14 protein-coding genes and 1 pseudogene are annotated in these 18,402 nt (G+C 34.3%); 3 read left to right on the top strand and 12 right to left on the bottom strand.

The window, feature by feature from the left end; all coding sequences use genetic code 11:
- Positions 1-2: 2 nt before the first annotated feature.
- The 10 genes and pseudogenes from alr to ACXR6G_RS01180 form a co-directional block, all read right to left on the bottom strand.
- Entirely contained in the window at positions 3-1,160 is a 1,158-nt protein-coding gene (alr, locus tag ACXR6G_RS01225) for an alanine racemase (protein ID WP_458359574.1), read from the bottom strand.
- Positions 1,153-2,289 (bottom strand): amidohydrolase, encoded by a 1,137-nt coding sequence (locus ACXR6G_RS01220; RefSeq protein WP_458359573.1) that lies wholly within the window; start codon positions 2,287-2,289, stop codon positions 1,153-1,155. Before ACXR6G_RS01220 ends, alr begins: the two co-directional genes overlap by 8 nt.
- A 195-nt stretch (positions 2,290-2,484) precedes the next feature.
- A complete protein-coding gene (locus ACXR6G_RS01215) occupies positions 2,485-3,909 on the bottom strand; it encodes a sodium:solute symporter family protein (RefSeq protein WP_458359572.1) in 1,425 nt (474 codons plus the stop codon).
- A 290-nt stretch (positions 3,910-4,199) separates the two neighbouring features.
- Positions 4,200-4,466, bottom strand: coding sequence for a transporter suffix domain-containing protein (locus ACXR6G_RS01210; RefSeq protein WP_458359571.1), 267 nt, complete (start codon positions 4,464-4,466; stop codon positions 4,200-4,202).
- A gap of 500 nt (positions 4,467-4,966) precedes the next feature.
- Positions 4,967-7,792 carry a cache domain-containing protein gene (locus ACXR6G_RS01205; protein ID WP_458359570.1) on the bottom strand — a complete coding sequence of 942 codons (2,826 nt, stop codon included), beginning with the start codon at positions 7,790-7,792 and terminating at the stop codon, positions 4,967-4,969.
- Between the two features lie 435 nt (positions 7,793-8,227).
- Positions 8,228-8,722 carry a hypothetical protein gene (locus ACXR6G_RS01200; RefSeq protein ID WP_458359569.1) on the bottom strand — a complete coding sequence of 165 codons (495 nt, stop codon included), beginning with the start codon at positions 8,720-8,722 and terminating at the stop codon, positions 8,228-8,230.
- A 345-nt stretch (positions 8,723-9,067) separates the two neighbouring features.
- The gene (locus ACXR6G_RS01195; RefSeq protein WP_458359568.1) at positions 9,068-9,643 is read right to left on the bottom strand and encodes a YdeI/OmpD-associated family protein; all 576 of its coding nucleotides are present in this window, start codon (positions 9,641-9,643) and stop codon (positions 9,068-9,070) included.
- A gap of 469 nt (positions 9,644-10,112) precedes the next feature.
- A complete protein-coding gene (locus tag ACXR6G_RS01190) occupies positions 10,113-10,595 on the bottom strand; it encodes a DDE-type integrase/transposase/recombinase (RefSeq protein WP_458359957.1) in 483 nt (160 codons plus the stop codon).
- Positions 10,572-10,763: pseudogene (locus tag ACXR6G_RS01185) on the bottom strand (hypothetical protein); the annotation flags it as partial. The pseudogene ACXR6G_RS01185 and the gene ACXR6G_RS01190, both read right to left, overlap by 24 nt.
- A 492-nt stretch (positions 10,764-11,255) precedes the next feature.
- A complete protein-coding gene (locus tag ACXR6G_RS01180; protein ID WP_458359567.1) occupies positions 11,256-11,984 on the bottom strand; it encodes a tRNA-uridine aminocarboxypropyltransferase in 729 nt (242 codons plus the stop codon).
- Positions 11,985-12,319: 335 nt separating this feature from the next.
- Between ACXR6G_RS01180 and ACXR6G_RS01175 the strand changes: the two genes are divergently transcribed.
- Positions 12,320-12,751: a hypothetical protein gene (locus tag ACXR6G_RS01175; protein ID WP_458359566.1), complete on the top strand. Its 432-nt coding sequence runs from the start codon at positions 12,320-12,322 to the stop codon at positions 12,749-12,751.
- A 316-nt stretch (positions 12,752-13,067) separates the two neighbouring features.
- Here the strand turns inward: ACXR6G_RS01175 and ACXR6G_RS01170 are convergent, their stop codons facing one another.
- Both ACXR6G_RS01170 and ACXR6G_RS01165 read right to left on the bottom strand, forming a co-directional pair.
- Entirely contained in the window at positions 13,068-13,760 is a 693-nt protein-coding gene (locus ACXR6G_RS01170; protein ID WP_458359565.1) for a phospholipase D family protein, read from the bottom strand.
- Positions 13,761-14,041: 281 nt separating this feature from the next.
- Positions 14,042-14,491, bottom strand: a complete 450-nt coding sequence (locus ACXR6G_RS01165) for a hypothetical protein (protein ID WP_458359564.1) — start codon at positions 14,489-14,491, stop codon at positions 14,042-14,044.
- A gap of 392 nt (positions 14,492-14,883) precedes the next feature.
- Here ACXR6G_RS01165 and ACXR6G_RS01160 point away from each other — a divergent pair, with 392 nt between their 5' ends.
- Together ACXR6G_RS01160 and ACXR6G_RS01155 are read left to right on the top strand one after the other, a co-directional pair.
- The gene (locus tag ACXR6G_RS01160) at positions 14,884-17,460 is read left to right on the top strand and encodes a sensor histidine kinase (protein ID WP_458359563.1); all 2,577 of its coding nucleotides are present in this window, start codon (positions 14,884-14,886) and stop codon (positions 17,458-17,460) included.
- 30 nt (positions 17,461-17,490) lie between these two features.
- Positions 17,491-18,132, top strand: coding sequence for a response regulator (locus ACXR6G_RS01155; RefSeq protein ID WP_458359562.1), 642 nt, complete (start codon positions 17,491-17,493; stop codon positions 18,130-18,132).
- Positions 18,133-18,402: the final 270 nt, after the last annotated feature.

The raw sequence follows: 18,402 nt of genomic DNA, 5'->3' as shown, positions 1-18,402 counted from the left end.
AATTATATTTTTTTAATAGTAGTTCGTCTAATTAATTCTGATAAATGAGCTAATACTTCGTAGTTAAGTTCATCACTTATATCGCTAAAAGCACTTACTTTTATTTCTAAGCTTTCTTGTTTTCCAATTATCACAACCTCATCACCAAGTTTTACATTGGGTATATTTGTAACATCAGCAATAATCATATTCATATTCACCACGCCAATTACATAGCAAAGTTGCCCTCCTATAAGCACTCTGCCTTTATTGCTTAATGAACGGCTATATCCAGATGCATATCCGACTGGGATGAGTGCTGTTTTCATATCTGTTTGTGCCAAATATGAAATCCCATAACCTATAAATTTACCAGTTTTAACTTCTTTAATTGACATGATTTGACTTTCCCAACCCAAAATTCGATTCAAGGGGTCAATTTTATTTTTTCTGTTATTAACATACTGAATAAAAACTTCACTGCTAGACCAAAAGCCATAAAGCATGATACCTACTCTCACCATATCCATCCGAGCTTTAGGGTAAATAAATGAGGCTGCAGAATTTGCGACATGTCTAATTTGAGGGCTTATACCATTTGTTTCCAAAATAGCTAAAATCCTCTGGTAACTCTTTAATTGTTTTAATATTCGTGAGTGATTCGAAATGCTTTCGGCACCGGCCAAGTGAGTACAAAACCCAGCAAGATTTATATATTGCTCATTTTCTTTAATTATCGCAATGGCCTTAATTAATTCCTCTTCTGTAAGACCCGAACGGTTCATTCCCGTTTCGGCTTCGAGGTGAATATTTACTTTCTTATTTAGCTGTTTGGCGCAATCAATTGCTAAGACTAGTCGTTCTATATTAAAAATATACAATTCAATTCCTTTTTCAATTGCATCAGTTAGGTCTGTATCCGAAATCCAGCCCATTATCATTATTGTACTACTTTCAGAAAGACTGTTATATACACGAATAGCCTCCTGGTAGCTAAAAACAGAATAGTGGTTTATGCCATGCTTTTCAAAAAGAGGAACAATCTGTTCAATGCCATGCCCATAAGCATTTGCTTTAACTACGGCAGATAATATGACATTCTTTCCCATTTTCTTTTTAAGAAAAGTCACGTTATTCCTTACAGATTGTTCGTTTAAAGTTACTAAAGAACTTTCAGTCATATAATTTATTGATTTTCTTATAAATACTATAAAACATGTTTATCCCGCTTTCAATTATTTCATCCGGAAAATCGTAATCAGGATTGTGGAGTGGGGGCTGTGATATTCCCGAACCCAAACCAAATAAACAAGACTTGTAATATTGAGAATAATATCCGAAATCTTCCGACCATTTGAATGGGTGTTCAATGGTTTCAATTACTAAATTATTTTGTCTTGCCGATTCTTCAACATAGTTAAGGCTCTCATTATTATTCACACTTGCAGGGAATTCTTCAGAATAAGAAATTCTGCATTCTAAATTTTCAGCTTTCGAAATTTCGTAAATTATTTTTTCGGAATGAGCAGTTAATAAGGCCATGTCTTCATTATCGAAAGAGCGTAAAGTGATTCTTATTTCTGCATAACCTGGTGATGTCCCAAATGAGATTTCACCCAATTGGATATGAATGATGGTTAGCAATGCCAAATCTTTAAATAGGCTTTTATTTTCTTTTAATAAATGAAGTTGATTAATAATCCTAGAAATAGCATTTGCAGGACTGATTCCGTTTTCAGGTTCGGCCGCATGAGCTGTTTTACCAAAAAGTTTAATGGTCATTCCTTTTGATGCAGCGGAAAAACTTCCGCTCTTTATCACGATATTGTGTTTTTTTATACCAGGAATATTATGAAGCGCAAAAATATAGTCTGGCTGAATAGCTACGAAAGCAGCATCTTCAATCACATCTTTCGCTCCTTGCTCGACTTCCTCGGCGGGTTGAAACAGTAAAACTATCTTTCCGTATTTGGGCGTTTCATTTGCTAGCTTTTGAGCTAAACCAGCTAAAATGGCCATATGACCATCGTGCCCACAAACGTGCGATACATTTTTATTGGTAGAAGCATAGGGGAGTGATGATTTTTCCAATATAGGCAGGGCATCCAATTCGGCTCTGAATACAATCGTTTTACCGGCTTCTTTACCTTTAAAAATAAAGGCTTTCCCTGTTTTACTCAGATTAATAATTTCATCTGGCAACAAGGTCTTTATGAAATCTTCAATCCTCTCTGAAGTTTTGTATTCATTATTTGAAACTTCAGGATATTGATGAAGTTCATGCCTCAACTTAATAATTTTTCTTATCATTTCGTTGCTCTTTTATAGATGAAACTTACTGAATAATAAACAAATACTGAAGCTATAATCTAGTTCCAGGATAAATCCCTACACGCTATCAATAAGCGATATCTGAAAACATGCCATTATCAAAATCTACCCTTGAAGATTGCCAAATAAGAAGTCGATCAAATTTTCTAGAAATATTTTTTTTAATTAAGAGAATCAATATATCTGTTTTTTTTGTCGTATTTGAACAAAAATAAAAATGATAGCCGAAAATGTTATACCAAAGAAATTCGCATCTAAACCAAGGGGCAATTGTATTTTAGATAATATGAGAAACAGAGTAGTTCCTCCACCCAAAAGCATTGAATATAGTGCTGCTTTCGAGGAAGGATTTTTCAAGAACATAGTACCCAAAATCGGTACAAATAATCCTGAGACCATAAAAGCATAAGAATACAGCATCAATTCAAGTACATTTTCCATCATTGTAGCCAGAATGATGGCAAGTATTCCAATAGTCAATGTAGCAAATTGTGAATATCTTATACCCTTGGGGTTTTTACTGGAGAGCTTTAAAATATCTGTCGTGAAATTACCTGACGCTGCCATCAAACAACTATCAGCCGTTGACATAATTGCTGAGAAATAAGATGACATAAGCAGTCCCATCAGTCCAATGGGGAAAATATGCGTTAAGAGTAAGGGCAGGCCAATTTCTTCGTCAATAGGGCTACCAGGTGGATATCCAATTTCAGTAAACATGCCTTGTTCAAAAGCCACTCTGCCTAACAATCCTAAAGCAATTCCCATAAAAGCCATGACCGGCCATTCAAACAAACCAGCCAGAAACCAAGCTTTTTTTGCTGATTTTTCATCTTTTGAGGCATAAATTCTTTGATACAGGGTCATGCCTACAAACCAAATTGGAACGATCGTAATGAGCCAGTTAACAAATTGCACAAAACTAATATTGGTAAGACTTAAAAAGCTGTCGGGTAAATAAGTTCGTATAGCTTCCCAACCTCCAACTTTAATGAAACCTAAGGGTATACCTATTAATATTAGGCCAGCCATAAGTATAATCCATTGTACGGTATCGGTGTATATCACAGCTTTAAGTCCGCCAAGCACGGTGTATCCAATTACAATGATTCCCATTAATAAAACGGCATCTATAATCGTTATTGAAGGAAATGTTGCAGCAGCTAATTTAGCACCGGCTAATACTTGAGAACTTGTAAATCCAATATAACCAATCAACGAAATAATACCAGCTATAAGAGCTACTTTCCCGTTGTAATAATGATTTAGCACTTCTGGAAAACTTAAAAAGTTGTGTTTTTTAGCTAAAGGATATATTCTAGGAATGAGAAAAATGGCACTAAGCCATGCACCAACTAAGCCGGTAAAAAGCATCCAACTGCCCGACAAACCAATTAAAAAGCCTAATCCACCTAATCCAATTGAAAATCCTCCCCCCACATCGGTTGCAACAACCGATAAGCCTATATGAACCGAAGTCATTTTTCGACCTCCCACATAATAGTCCTCTTGTGATTTATTACGTTTTAGAAAATAGATACCAACACCAAGCATTGAAAGCATGTATAATACAAATATTGAAATGTCAATTATGTGCATAAAGTATTTATTTTCAATTAAATTAAGAATAATAAAACATTTTGTCCATTGTCATGTTTATTATTGAAATAGCAAATTTTCCCAAAATGGTAGCTAACGATTTGCGGGTATGATGTGTGCTGCCACTTTTAATTTGTATTTTCTTGATTACAGCATAATTCAACCGAATTAGGCTCTTACATGGAAGCCAATAAACCAAGTGTGCATCATGAAACGTCGTTAGCGAGCGTATTTATTATTCTTAATGTGTCCGATTAGTAGTCTCGTACTTTCTGTAATTTTCACAAATATCATTGTGATTCCTTATTCTTATCTGTTTTTTTAAACCAATTTTTAGGCTTAAAGTATGATTTGTATTTTATGAAAAGTTCTTTCCCAACTAATATCCCTCCAACCCAAAACATTACTTCACCAATAATTAGAGATATTGTTGAGAGTGTAATTTTGGTTTTAGCTTCCATTTCAAGGAATGGAATTATAGGTATGAAAAGAAAAAATGGAATACAGAAAATAATCAAAAATATTCCTACTCTTATTTTCCAGTTCTTTTTTTTCATATTGTTTATGATTGCTAATGGTCTAGTTAAGTTTTGTGGGCGATTAAAAATGTTGTCTTAATCTACCGACCAAAGGGAGCTTACGATACGACGTGAGTATCACGCTAAGGAAGCAAACCTCATTTTCAAATCACGAACACCTTTTAAAATTTTAATTCGTGAGTAATAAATTTACATATTTTTTTATTATTGATAGACTGCGTTCTTAAATTAAGAACACATATAAATAGGAAGGACGTTTTGTTTGGCTAGCTGATGTTTCTAAATTGAACTCAACTTTCTTGCCTATCCCTATTAATGGGATGAGCAATAGAAATACGACGAAGAGCAGGATGAATTTAAGTTTTTTGTTCTTCATAATAATAAATTCCCTTATCAGTCTAACATTGCTCATTAATGGTAAGTGTATGAATAATAGTCGACTGATAGAAATCCGGCCTTCAGCCCGTTACGGGTTTTAAGCGAACTGAAACCATTGATATTACTGCAATAATGGACTTTTATTTATTTTTATTATTAAATGTTTTTTTGCCAATATGCTTGCTAATTGTCTCCAATAGCAATCTTTTATTGATTGGTTTTGTGATATAATCGTTACACCCAACTTCAAGTGCTTTTTGCTTGTCGCCACTAAGTGCATAAGCCGTTTGTGCAATTATTATAACATCTTTGTTAAACTTTCGTATTTCTCTGGTGGCTTTATAGCCATCCATTTCGGGCAATAGAACATCCATAAGCACCAAATCGATGTCGGGGTTATTGAGGCAAGCTGCCACTGCTTCTGTTCCGGTTCTTACACTGATAATTTCTTCTCCGAATGTTCGGACAACAATAGAAATAAGTTTTTTTGATGCTTCATCGTCTTCTACAATTAATATTTTCAAGCTGTTGATTGGGCTTAGTTCAAGGGGAGGCAAAATTTCATCTTTTGTGTTATTTTCTTTTTTCGTTTTGCTCTTGTATGGTAAAGTAAAATAAAAGACACTTCCTTCTCCCTGTTCTGATTTTACCCAAATTTCCCCGCCAAGCATTTCAGTATAAGCCTTTGATAGTGCAAGCCCTAAGCCGGAACCTTCAAAGACCCTTGTGTCCTCAATATCTGCTTGTTCAAAACGATTAAAAATTGCTTGCGTCCTATCTTTTGGAATACCTATTCCTGTATCTTCTACAAAAAATTCTATACAATTCTTTTTCAAGGAATAGCCAAAAGTGATTGACCCTTTTTTAGTGTATTTAATTGCATTTTTAATAAGGTTAGTTAATATCCCATGGAGTTTATGGCCGTCGGTAATTATGTTTGTCTGCTCAGGGGAAAGTGAAGGTTCTATAGATAACGATAACCCTTTCAGTTTTGCTTCAGGAGAATGGAAAGTATAAAGTTCATCCATGACACTCTGTATCGAAATCTCAGTATTTGAAACAATCACTTCTCCAGCTTCAATCCTTGAAATATCAATAATATCGTCGATTGTATTTATCAGTCTGTCGCTGCTTTTGTTAATGATAGTTGAGTACTTATCAATTTGAGCTTTGTTTAAGTTAGGGGCGTTCATAAGGTCGATAAATCCTAGGATACCATTCATCGGGGTACGTATTTCGTGGCTCATATTAGCTAAAAATGCGGATTTCAATCGGTCGCTTTCTTCTGCTTTTTCTTTTGATTCTATAAGTTCTTTCTCAATTTGCTTGCTCTTGGTGATATCATTACCAAACCCGATGATTTCCAAAATATTGTTATTATTATCTCTCTTGGTAAAAGAGTTCCATACAATATCTCTCTTTTCTCCATTTTTTCTTAATAGTTTCATTTCAATAACTTTACCTTCTGGAAATTTTTCATAAAGTCTTTCAACCTGCTTGTATGCCTTGCCCGGATATAACAGTTTCCACCAATTCTTTCCAATAATTTCCTCTTTGCTGTAACCCGTTACCTTTTCTCCCGCAGGATTAATAAATGTTGTAATACCCTCATGATTCAAACCGCAAATAATATTAGGCGTTGTATTAATAAGCTCCATAGAATAATCTCTTTCAGCTTTTAATGCCTTCCGGGATTTTCTGATAGAATCAATCATCGTATTAATTGTAGAACTGAGTACTTTTATTTCCGTTATTTTTGATGGGGAAATCAGTTTTGTCGGTAGACCATCTTTATCAACGGAACTAATTGTGTTAACAAGCTTATTTAAAGGGTTGGTAATGCTTCTGGATACAAGAAACGAAATAACAAAAGCGATTACGAGAAAAAAGATTGAAAATAGGAGTATTGTATTGGTGAGATGTGTTATTTTTTGTTCAAAATCTTCTTTATAAACAGAAGTCGCAATATACCATCCAAGAGGTTCATAATAAGTTACAAAAGCTTTTTTAGGAAATATATATTCGCCTTCGAAGCCCGGTTTATCCCAATTGTACTCCATAAAATGGTCAGGCCTAAATGCTGTCTCTTTTAATTCGTTGAAAAGGATGTTACCTGTTGCAGGATTGATTAAATGGCTCATGCTGTCCCCTGTGGAATTGGGATGTACAAGTACAAAAGTTTCTTCATTAAAAATGAAGAAATAACCGCTTTCACCAATTCTCTGTTTGATAATTACTTTATTCAAATCTTCAATTACAGCATTAACTCTATCCTGCACTTCTTTTTCAATATCATCGTAATAAACACCATTTCCAATAATCCAATTCCAGGGTTTAAACAGTTTTACATATGAAATTTTGGGTTGTAATTTTGTCTGACCTCCTGGTATAGGTTTGGGCCATTGATAGTCTAAATAACCTTCACCCTTTTCAAGACATATATTAATAAATGCTTGTCCTATATTTTTTTCTTCACCAGATCCATAATTATATATTGAATCATTCATGGGATTTCCCGTTAATTCAGGAAGAAATGGATGCATCACCATCTGGGGAATACTATCAATATCATTTATCCAGGCATAGCCCACATTATTATTATAGCGTGCTTGTTTTATAGCTGTGATTGCACGTTGTTTTGCTTCAGATTCGTTTAGTTGCCCTGATTCATAAAGTTTATATGCTCTGTTGACCATTGATATTAGAACAGTTACATTATTCTTTAATTCAATTTTTCTACGTGAAAGTATAAATGCTTTATGATCAAGAATACTGTTGTGTTGTGATTCAACATGGTTTTTAGTCGCTTCTAATAAGTTAAGCGCATTTCCTTCAATTGCTTCTGATAATTCTCGCTTTGACCTGTTGGCAAAAAAAAATGTTGTAAACAATAATGATACAACAAGAACACTAGTAATGGCAATAATTATTCGTGATTTTAATGAGTTAAATTGGGTTTTATTCATGTTACTAATATTTAAATTAGGTAGTAAATATTATCTTTTCTGCCATGATTTTATAGGCTTGATCAAAAATGTCTGGAATAGCTTGTGATTCCTCAATTAGCTGTTCCTTAGTCTTTTTAATCAAATTTTCTATCTTAAAGATAATGAATTTTATTAACCTAATCTTCAACAGTGCTTTGAAAATGAATGCTAACGGTCTTGCTAAGTTTTGTGGGCTCCCGACAGCTATCGGGATTTAAGAGTTGGCCTTTAAAACCGCTAAAGAATCAAACCGCATTTTACATCTTTGCTTGTCCCGAATCAGCGGGAAACACCTTTGGAATTATTATTTTGAACAAACCAATTTTAATTGGCTATGCAAACCTAAGGGATAACTATCGGGATCAAACTGCTTATCAGCGCCCATGAAATTTAGCTGTTGTTAGCCACTGGCTTCTAGTTCTTCAGTTTTTCAAATTCAAACGATATCTTCATTTCGCCTCCAGAAACCGTGGCATTTATTTTATTCCCGTTTTTCCAATATTTTATCTTATTGGGAAAGTCTATTTCATTATTTTCACAAGTAAATTCGTTATCGTTATGACTAACTCCATTAAAAGTAGTTGATTCCGATTCTTCGGGAACTTTTACAGTCAAATTCCATTTTCCACTCGTTTGGGTTAATCGAATTTTTTCTTGTTTTATAGTGTCTCCATTTTGCATTGTAAAACCAAGCCCTGAATATTCCGTTTCCTTAATCTTTTCCCAGTTTTCAAAAGTTTCTTTGCCTTCTTCCTCGTTTAACCTTTTCCATTTTCCCAATAACCAATCAAAATTTTCGGACTTTTCTATCAAAGTTGTTGGTTTTACATCTGTTTTTTGATTCTCCTTTTTCCTTTGGTTACATGATATAATCAAAACTCCAATTAATAGTATTAATATTTTTTTCATAATTTTTGGTTTTTGCATGTGGTTAACGGAAAATGATAAGTTTCGTGGGCGATTTAAAAGAGTTGCCTTCTCTACCGACCAAAGGGAGATCACTAAACGAAGTGAGTAAACCGCTAAATAAGCAAGCCGCATTTTACATCTTTGCTTGTCCCGAATCATCGGGAAACACCTTTAAAAATCTTAATTCGTGAGTAATAAATTTGTTTATATTTTTGAGCAAACCCATTTAATTGGCTTGCTGGTCCCGACTCGTCGGGATTAATTGCACTATCCCGATAACTATCGGGATCAAACAGCTTGTCAACGCCCATGACAATTTAGCTTTTGTTGTAAGCCGTTTTTATTCTATCTAAATTGTTTTGGTTTCAAATTATTACTTGCATTTTCTACGATTTCTAAAATTCTCTTTTGTCTTGTTTCTTTTCTTTTAGCAGAAACGACCCAGTGTAATAAAATCTTTATAACAGACTTACTTAGACTACCAAAATATTCTAATGAGCCTTTGTAATTTGAAAATTCTTCTTTTAAATCTTCTGGAATTATAAGTGCTTCAACTCCATCCAAAATTGTCCAAGAACCATTTTCTTTTGCAATTTCAATGCTTTTGTAGCCTTCTTCTTCCATAAGTTGTTGGTCAATTAAGGTTTTTACTTTATCCTTATTTATCTTAGACCAATTACTTTTTGCTTTTCGTTTGCTGAAATACTGTTTGTATTTCTCACTGTCTATTGTCCTTTTGGTGCTATCAATCCAACCAAAACAAAGTGCTTCATCAACTGATTCACTCCAACTTAGGTTATGGTTCGGAGATTTTTTTTTATAAAAAATGAGCCAAACTGCATCTTTTTTATTATGGTTCAATTCGAGCCATTTTCTCCAATCTTTTTTATCATAAGGACTATAGTCTTCTATGTCTTTCATACTCTATATTGGACTTTTTATAATGTTCGTTAAGGCACATCGTTTACAAAAGTTAAAGATTAGACTTTACACTAAATTAGTCTCTAACCTTGTTGATGATTCTTTAGATCTTAATTGATTTTCATTGAAGAAACCTAAAAATACGTTTCTATAATGCACCTTCCAAATTCCATTACCTAAATCTTCAACTCCCACATATTTGCCTTTTAAAGATGCCGTTAAATATACCCAGTAATATGATTTCCATCTGATAGCACCATTTTGAGTTACTTTAAAAACTCTAAAGTTTGACGCATAATCTTTGGAATCAATTTCACTTGATGTATTTTCTCTGGAAATGGTCTCGTGAAAAAATTGTGCATAAAAGCTGGCGTTTCCATCCCCAAAGCTTCATGGTGTTACATGATTATATTCCTTTACAAAGCGGTTTAAAAGCCTTTGTTGAGCTTTTAAATCATATGCTGAAGGCTTAAACGCATGCAGCCTTTAAATCACGATGCATTCGTTCGTGCCGTCCATTTTGTTCTGGATGAGTAGGATCGGAGAACACCGGCATGATACCTTGATCAATAAACCAATACGATAACTGCGAAAACCTTTTAAGAGCTCTTATAGAGCCAAAAGGCGTCCCATTGTCTGTATGGATCTGATGCGGTATACCAAACTCTTTAAATACCCTTGTAAACTCCTTTTTAACAGACTTGTAATTTTCAGAATATAAGCCTTTAGAACTGAATACAAACCGACTTTTTGAGTCTGCTATCGTTAAAGGATGACAGTATTTTTTGTTGCCCATTTTGAATTTGCCTTTAAAATCAGCGCTCCACACTTCATTGCACTCTACTGGGTTGAATATTGGATACACAGGTTTTACCCTTTTAGCACGTTTACGAGGCTCTATAAGTCCATTTCTGCCCAGAATATTGTTGATTGTAGTTACAGAAGGAATCATTTCTTCTGGGAACTGTGACTTAAGAAGTGTAGCAAACTTTCGTACTCCCCAGTTTTTGTGATCCTTTCTTAAACCAATTATGGCTTCTTCTATTTCAACAGGTGTCCTGTTTGGCTGACTAAAAGGTGCTCTCGAACTTTCAACAATAGCCGCAGGGCCAAATTCTTTATATCTGTTAACTTATTTTATAGCCTGCAGTTCTTGATATACCAAACGCTTTACAAAGGGCTGAAAAAGAATAATTATTTGATTCCCATAACGTAATAAATTTACTTTTTTTGTCCATAGCTGATGTGTTTATCCAAGGCATAGCAATTCGTTTTGGTTATGCCTTTTTTTATCAAAAAAAGGTCAACTATGTGCCTTGACCGTACCAGATTGGTGCTAACGATGATAGTATGCATCGTCTCTGTGAGGCACGAACAGATATGATGTTATTACTTATTGTTAGAGCTCCTTTTTTATTCGCTACCATTCTCTCCACTATTCTGTAATATCTTCGTTTCGTGTATGATATACTATTAACTCACTTGATATAATAATCAATTCTGATAATTGTTCCCTTTGATCAGTTTCATTAAGTTTAGATCCGCACTTGGTGTTTAATACGTTTAATTTTATAACAGCACCTTTAACAACTAACATTCACAAAAAAGCCATCTAACTTTCTTGTTTAAAAATAATAGTTCTTTGCGATTTCTTCTTATACCTGTCCATAGGAATAATCTCTCTTTTCGTACTTGGACGATAGCTTGTAACAGTTGGGTTTAGGATATATTCGACTTGACACTCAATCATTTTTTCAAAAGGAATAAGAAAATCCTTCGTCTTGCATTGTTCAAAGTCACCTTCCTTAAGTAAATTTAAGACAGTATAGACTGACTCAATAGTACTAAGGCAAAGAGGTTCTGGCTGTTGCTTGATAATAAATTTTGATTTTATTTCATTATCAAAACTCACTCTTTTTAGTTTTTGCAAGTTCTTACTTAGTTTAAGCATTTTACGGGCGCAGGGCCATGTGGCATCTAGAATGAAGATGTGTGGATTAATCCCCATAAAAGAATTTATTTCTGAACTTTTTCTTGTCGATAAGTTGAAAGTGTCTTTTCCTGGATAAAGTAAAAAAGAACTACTTTTTTCTTGATTCAGTATTTCATTTACACGATTGTTATTGGTAAAATCGACACCAACTATAATTTCTGAATTTTCAAGTTGAAGCTTAGTCATATGTCCCGTTCCGTTTTTTTCTTTTTTGTACTCCTTCGGGTGCATAAGAATAATAAAACGAGTCTTAGTCTGGAAAGGACTTATGTGTTTACAAATACATGTGCTTGAAGGCCTCATGCATTTGTAACATTTAATTCTTGGATTTTTTATTTCTACTTGCAAGGTGTATATCTCTTAATTTTTCTAATTGGCTATAACGTGTTTAATATGGCTAGACGGGTAATAGAACGAGAAAATCTCACAATTTACCACTTAGCCAACCTTTGTAAATATATTAAAACTTGGCGTTGTTGCAAGTAATTATTTGTACTCAAAGTCACACTGAATAGCCCGTTTAGCAATATTTGTTGTTCTACGCAGTTTTTATTTCCGTATTGTTATTATTCCGTTTATTTTGTCAGTCGGATTTGTTTTTTGTAATTTCTAGTTCTCATTATTTTTTGTATTCTCAAGTATACCAACTCTTTATATTTATAAAGTAATTAAAATCTGATATTATGAAAAAAACAACTTTATTCTGTACGTTAATTTTAACATGCTTTGCTGCTACTGTATTTGGTCAAGCTAGAAGTGAATTAAATTTTGGACTGATAGGTGCTAATTACGAAATCCCAGTACATGAATATATTACAATTGCCCCTGGTGCATCGACTAATTTTGACCTTGACTGGTTAACATTGAATGTAAAAGCAAATTACTATTTAGATAATTTACTTGACTTAAAAGATGAGGCTTGGGATGTTTATGGTGGTGCTGGTGCTGGTTATGCAATTTACAACGGAAGTGGTGATAAAGATAGTGCTTTTGATATAGCTCTTCATGTTGGTGGAAGATGGTTTTGGAATGATAAATGGGGCGTTTATTTGGAACTTGGCGGAGGAAGCACTCAAGGCGCAACAGGTGGTCTTGGATTGACACTCAAATTATAAAGGAATAATATTACTAAAGTCTACTAAAGTCTACTAAAGTCGCCTTTAGTAGACTTTATTTAAAGTTTGAAGTTTATTAATTAGTTTATTGCTTCGGTCAAATTGTGTAGAATGGTGAACTGTATGTATCGTGGGGCTTAGAAAATCACTTATCTTCATAACCATTGCTGAGCCACATCGTAGATTTTACTGTGAACTTTCTCTCGGCACTGTCAAATCTACGATTTGGCGTGCTGCTAGGAACTACTAAAGCAGGTGTGAGAGCTTAAACGCCCCATGATATATGCCAGATTGTTGTGGGTAGTCTTTCCAATTTTTAATCTGCATATTTAACTAGTTCTTTCTTTAGAGTAGAGAAACGCTCTTTTCCTAAATCAGTAACTCTTAACACTGCACTTTTATCTTGGTATAATTCAGAATTGTCAAAATCAACGATTTCTCTTGCTTTCCCAGATATGTATTCATACTCACTCTGTTGCCAGCTTTTATTTGACTTAAATTTGTATTTCTGACATAAATCAACAAATAATTGTCCCATTGAATAGTCCTCGATGTTTTCGATGATTTTAGTGAAGTTAAGGTTTTTGTCTGAATGGTCTGATTCTAAGATGAGTCTTATTTCTTTCAGCGTATCGACATACTCATCGTTGTCACTATTTGCTTCAATTTTTACACCTATTTCGTGATTGTTTATTTGTGAGTATTCATAAAGGTTCATTGATGCAATTAGAGCAAAATTCTCACTTGCATAAATCTTTGAATGTAGATTCTTTATTGGATATATATTTACGTTGTCAAATGATTTTAACCATTCCAACTCTTCCCTTTTAAGTTCATTGAAGCGATGTAAGATATAAACATAATTAACTATTTTAAATGCATCTGATAATCGCACTTTAAGCCGTTGATTAAGTTTTATGTATGGTGTAACTATTACTAAATATCTTTCTGCATTATTTAGAATGTTTTCAATCTCAAATGAAATTTCAGTTGTTCCTATTACTTTCACTTTTTCTATTTTTAATTTTATAAATTATTATCACATTACTTCTATTTGGATGTTTTTAAATCTAATAAGGAAAATAATGTGTACTGCTGTTTCTTTAGATGTATGCACAGGGAGATAGTTTACAGTTGTCTTATCAATGCGCCAAAGAAGCAAGCCGAGTGAAATTGTTTATATTTTAGCAAACCCATTTAATTGGCTTGCTGGTGTTTATTAATTGTACTAAACTTTCGAACTGCTCATCAGCGCCCATGAAATTTAGCTTTTGTTAGGCAATCGTTACTTTACCAATCATAAGCATCTGGTATATATTTCACCGTATCTACTTTTGGTACTGTATCATGAAGCAGCATGATAGGAACATAGTATTTTCTTTTTCTAACATCCATTCTCGCAGGTGCATTCAATTCCTCATTTGAAAATCGAAACAAAACTTTTGCGATACCCAATTCTGGATAATAGCGAATGATTTCTCCCATTTTTTTAGCCCTAATACTACTAGTTCCAATTTTTCCACATTCATTTGCAAAATCGATAAAACTACTCTCTCCAAGATTCATATACATATCATTAAGTTTGGAAGCCTTATGTTTTTCTATTGAAACATAGGATTGTTTATGCACAAATGATCTATAATCCTGGAAATAGCAATATTTTTTTTCTTTCGGCTGACATGAAATAAAAAACATGACTAAGCAAACTAAGCTTATCAATTTGTAACGATTGAATTTCATTTTCATTTTTTTAATAATGTTGCCTAACAAGTGTGTAAGTCGCCATGCGATTTACATCACTTATATGTTGTCTCTTGTAAGTTGTTGTTATCGTGTCACTTGTTCTGAAATTTAAAGCTTAAATGGCTTTTGTCTTTTGCAAAATGATCTCATTAAGAAACAGATCCTCAGTAGACAGCTTATCAAATTTATTAAACCAAAATTATAAACAAAATATTATTAGAAGGTAAAGTAAGAATGTGAGTGTAGAATAGAAAGTTTCTAATTAAAAGAATCTCTTTGATTAGCTCCTGACTGGAGCTTAGCTATGTGTTATTTGCTTTTAATTAGGGGCTTTCGTAAATTACGCAAGTCGAAAATTGTTGTGTTTATATATTTTATAACAATTAATCATGACTAAAGGCAGCTGTCCTATGAAATTTCAACATCACCTTTTATTACTCTTGTGTTTGTTTCTTCTTGTGAATCCGGTAGGTGCAAGAAAGAAGAAAGTTCTGGTCCTGCATTCCTATCATCAGGGTTTAAACTGGACGGATAATATTACCCGCGGTATGCAATCCATCTTTAATCAGTACGATAATTTGGAGGTGCAATTTGAATATATGGACTCCAAACGAAATTCTGATCCGGCCTATTTAGAGGAGTTTGCCAAATTTTATGAACTAAAACATCATAACATCCCTTTTGAGGTGATTATTGCATCGGATAATAATGCCCTTGAATTTGCACGAAGGTATCAGAATATCTATTTTAAAAATATACCCGTAGTTTTTGCTTCAATCGATCAATTCGAAGATAGTTTGATTGAGGGTATGAGCAATGTGACAGGTGTTACTGAGTTTATCGATTTTAAAAGAACCATACAGGAAGCGCTCCGTTTGCACCCCAAAGCAAAGAATCTGGTGGTGATTAACGACAATCAAACAACCTCTGCTATTATCAATAGGAATCACATCAAGTCTTTTTGGCCCGATATTAAAACGGATATTAATCTGATTTTTCTGGAGAATCTATCTATTGACGAGCTTTTAAATAAGGTAGAAGAATTGGATGAATCAAATATTATTCTTCTTCTAAATTTTAGTAAAGATAAGGAGGGTAATTATATTTCATATCAGGAGAATATTGAAATTATTCGGGAGGCTACTCAACTGCCCATTTATAGTTCCTGGGTATTTTATTTGGACGAGGGGATTGTGGGCGGCATGCTAACAAGTGGTTTCGACCAAGGTAAGCTCTCAGCTCAAATTGCTTTAAGGGTGATTAATGGTGAAGATATTAATCATATTCCTCATGTAACCACAGGCTACAATAGTCTGATTTTCGATTACAATCAGATGCAGCGATTTGGTATTAAAGCCGATCAATTGCCAGATGGGAGTCGTATTATTAACTTACCACTGACTTTCTTTGAAAAAAATAAAACCTATCTGCTGCTGACATTCGTTTTTCTGCTTCTAATTGTCTTAATTATTTTTTATGCCCGACACATACGAAAACGGAACGAAAACAGATTACTTGCTATTAATAAGGACTTAAAAGTGAATAGAACCCGTTTACTGAGGATGTTGGATTCAAATTCGGATGGGGTATGGGAACACAATTTTATTTCGGAGCGACTGACTTTTAGTAAACAAATATGGTTGAATTTGGGATACGATCCCGATCGGGTTAAAAATACATTGGAATTTGTATATGCTCATATTCACCCCGATGATCAGGCTAAAGTAGAAGGCAAGCGATTAGATTATTTTAAGGGGAATACGGAAACTTTTGAAGTTGTGTTTCGCCTCTGTAATGCAAATCAGGAGTGGAAGTGGTATAAGGGGAAAGGTAAGATTCTGGATAGGGATGATGATAACGCGCCCATAAATATGGTAGGTACATTGACTGATATCACGCAACGAAAATTAGCCGAAGAACAAATACAGGAAGATGAGAAACAGATTAGGGCTTCAGAAAAACGTTGGAGATCGCTGATTGAACAGGCTGCTGATGAGATTTTGATTCATGATTTTAGTAGGAAAATTATTGATGCCAATTCATCGGCTTGTCAGAGTCTTGACTATTCTCATAATGACTTGATGCAAATGAATTTTGCTGATCTTGATTGTAAATATACAAGTTCAAACCTTGAGGCGTATTGGAATATGCTGAGCCCGCAGAAAAGTTCACTGAGTATGGAATCCATTCAAAAACGGTCTGATGGTTCCACTTTTCCTGTTGAGATAAATTTAAGTCTTATCGACTTGGAGGGAGATCAATTGATATTGGCCGTAGTGAGAGACATTAGCAAGCGACAGGAAACGGAACGTAAAATCTTGAATGCTGTTATAGAAACCGAGGAAACCGAACGCAAGCGCTTTGCCAAGGACCTGCACGATTCAATTGGACCTTTGCTTTCCAGTATAAATCTTTATCTTTCGGCCCTTAAGCAGACTGATGAGAAGGAGAAGAAGGAGAGTATTATTAAGGTGTCGCGCGAGGCCGTTAATGAAGCATTGGTCAGTATAAAGGAGATTTCAAATAACCTTAGTCCTCACATTTTAAGTGATTTCGGACTTGAGAAAGCCATAAACTCCTTTACCCAAAAATTACAGGTTTCGGAGCGAATTAATATTAGTTTCCATGCTGAAAATCTGAATGAGCGACTTAATGAACAGGTTGAAGTGGTGATTTACAGAGTGGTGACAGAGTTGATCCATAATACGATAAAGCATGCTAAGGCCGAGAATATTGAAATTAATATCTCACGTGAAGAAGATGAGCTCAAGTTGATTTATATAGATGACGGTATTGGTTTTGACATTAGAAAACTGGAATCAGACAAGGCCAATGGGATGGGACTCTATAATATATTGAGTCGTGTTCGCTCTTTAAATGGGATTCATAAAATGAAGAGTAACCTTGTGAATGGTGGCATGATGGCCGTTATTTCAGTCAAGTTGGAACCTAAAGAAAATTTATAGATTGTATAGAAATACCCTAAATAGAAGAAAATGAAAGAGTACAGGCTAGCCATAGTTGACGATCATAAAATGTTCCGCAGTGGATTACGTTTTCTGCTTAATGATATTCCCGAGATGAAAGTTGTGGGGGAGGCTTCCAATGGCTTGGAATTTCTTGATTTGGCAGCCAATGAGATTATTGATATTGTCTTAATGGATATTAATATGCCCGAGATGAATGGACTGGAAGCAACCTGTGAAGCATTTAAGCTTTATCCCAAGCTTAAAATTATTGTCCTCTCTATGCATGGAGAAGAGGAGTATTACGACCAGATGGTTGATGCTGGTGTTCAGGGCTTTCTTTTGAAGAACTCTGGTGTTGAAGAATTGAATGCTGCTTTGCAGGCTGTGATCAACGGTGGCACTTATTTCTCTCAAGAATTATTGGTTGGTATTCTGGATAAAAAGAAACAAAAGCAATTTCAGACAGAGGTGGTTAAACTAACTCAACGTGAGCTGGAAGTTTTGAAATTGATTTGCGAAGGCTTTTGTAATACAGATATTGCCGAGAAACTTTTTATTAGTCATCGCACGGTTGATCGTCACCGTTCTAACCTTTTGAGTAAAACAGGATGTCCTAATTCAACTTCCTTGGTGATGTATGCCGTGAAAAATAAGATTATTGAGGTGTGATTCTTCAATAATTCAGATTAGAATTTATTCCCTCTGAGAAAGCTGTGATTTTTCACATATTTTAAGGTTTTTTAGTCTACGCAAACGTTTTCTGCTGTGTAGATGAATTCAAAATAAGACGCGTAACATCCCCTTAGTTAGCTATTTAATGATTTATGCGTCAAAAACATGGGTAAATATACCCATGTCGAATTGGGTGTATTTTGTCTTATAAATAGGTTTTTTCCACCTTTTATACTCTCGCCAAATCGGCTTGTTTTGTTTGTAGTG

The sequence above is a fragment of the Ancylomarina sp. YFZ004 genome (assembly GCF_054254355.1).
The sequence above is the reverse complement of the archived record's forward strand: the minus strand, read 5'-3'. Positions and strand labels throughout refer to the sequence as shown.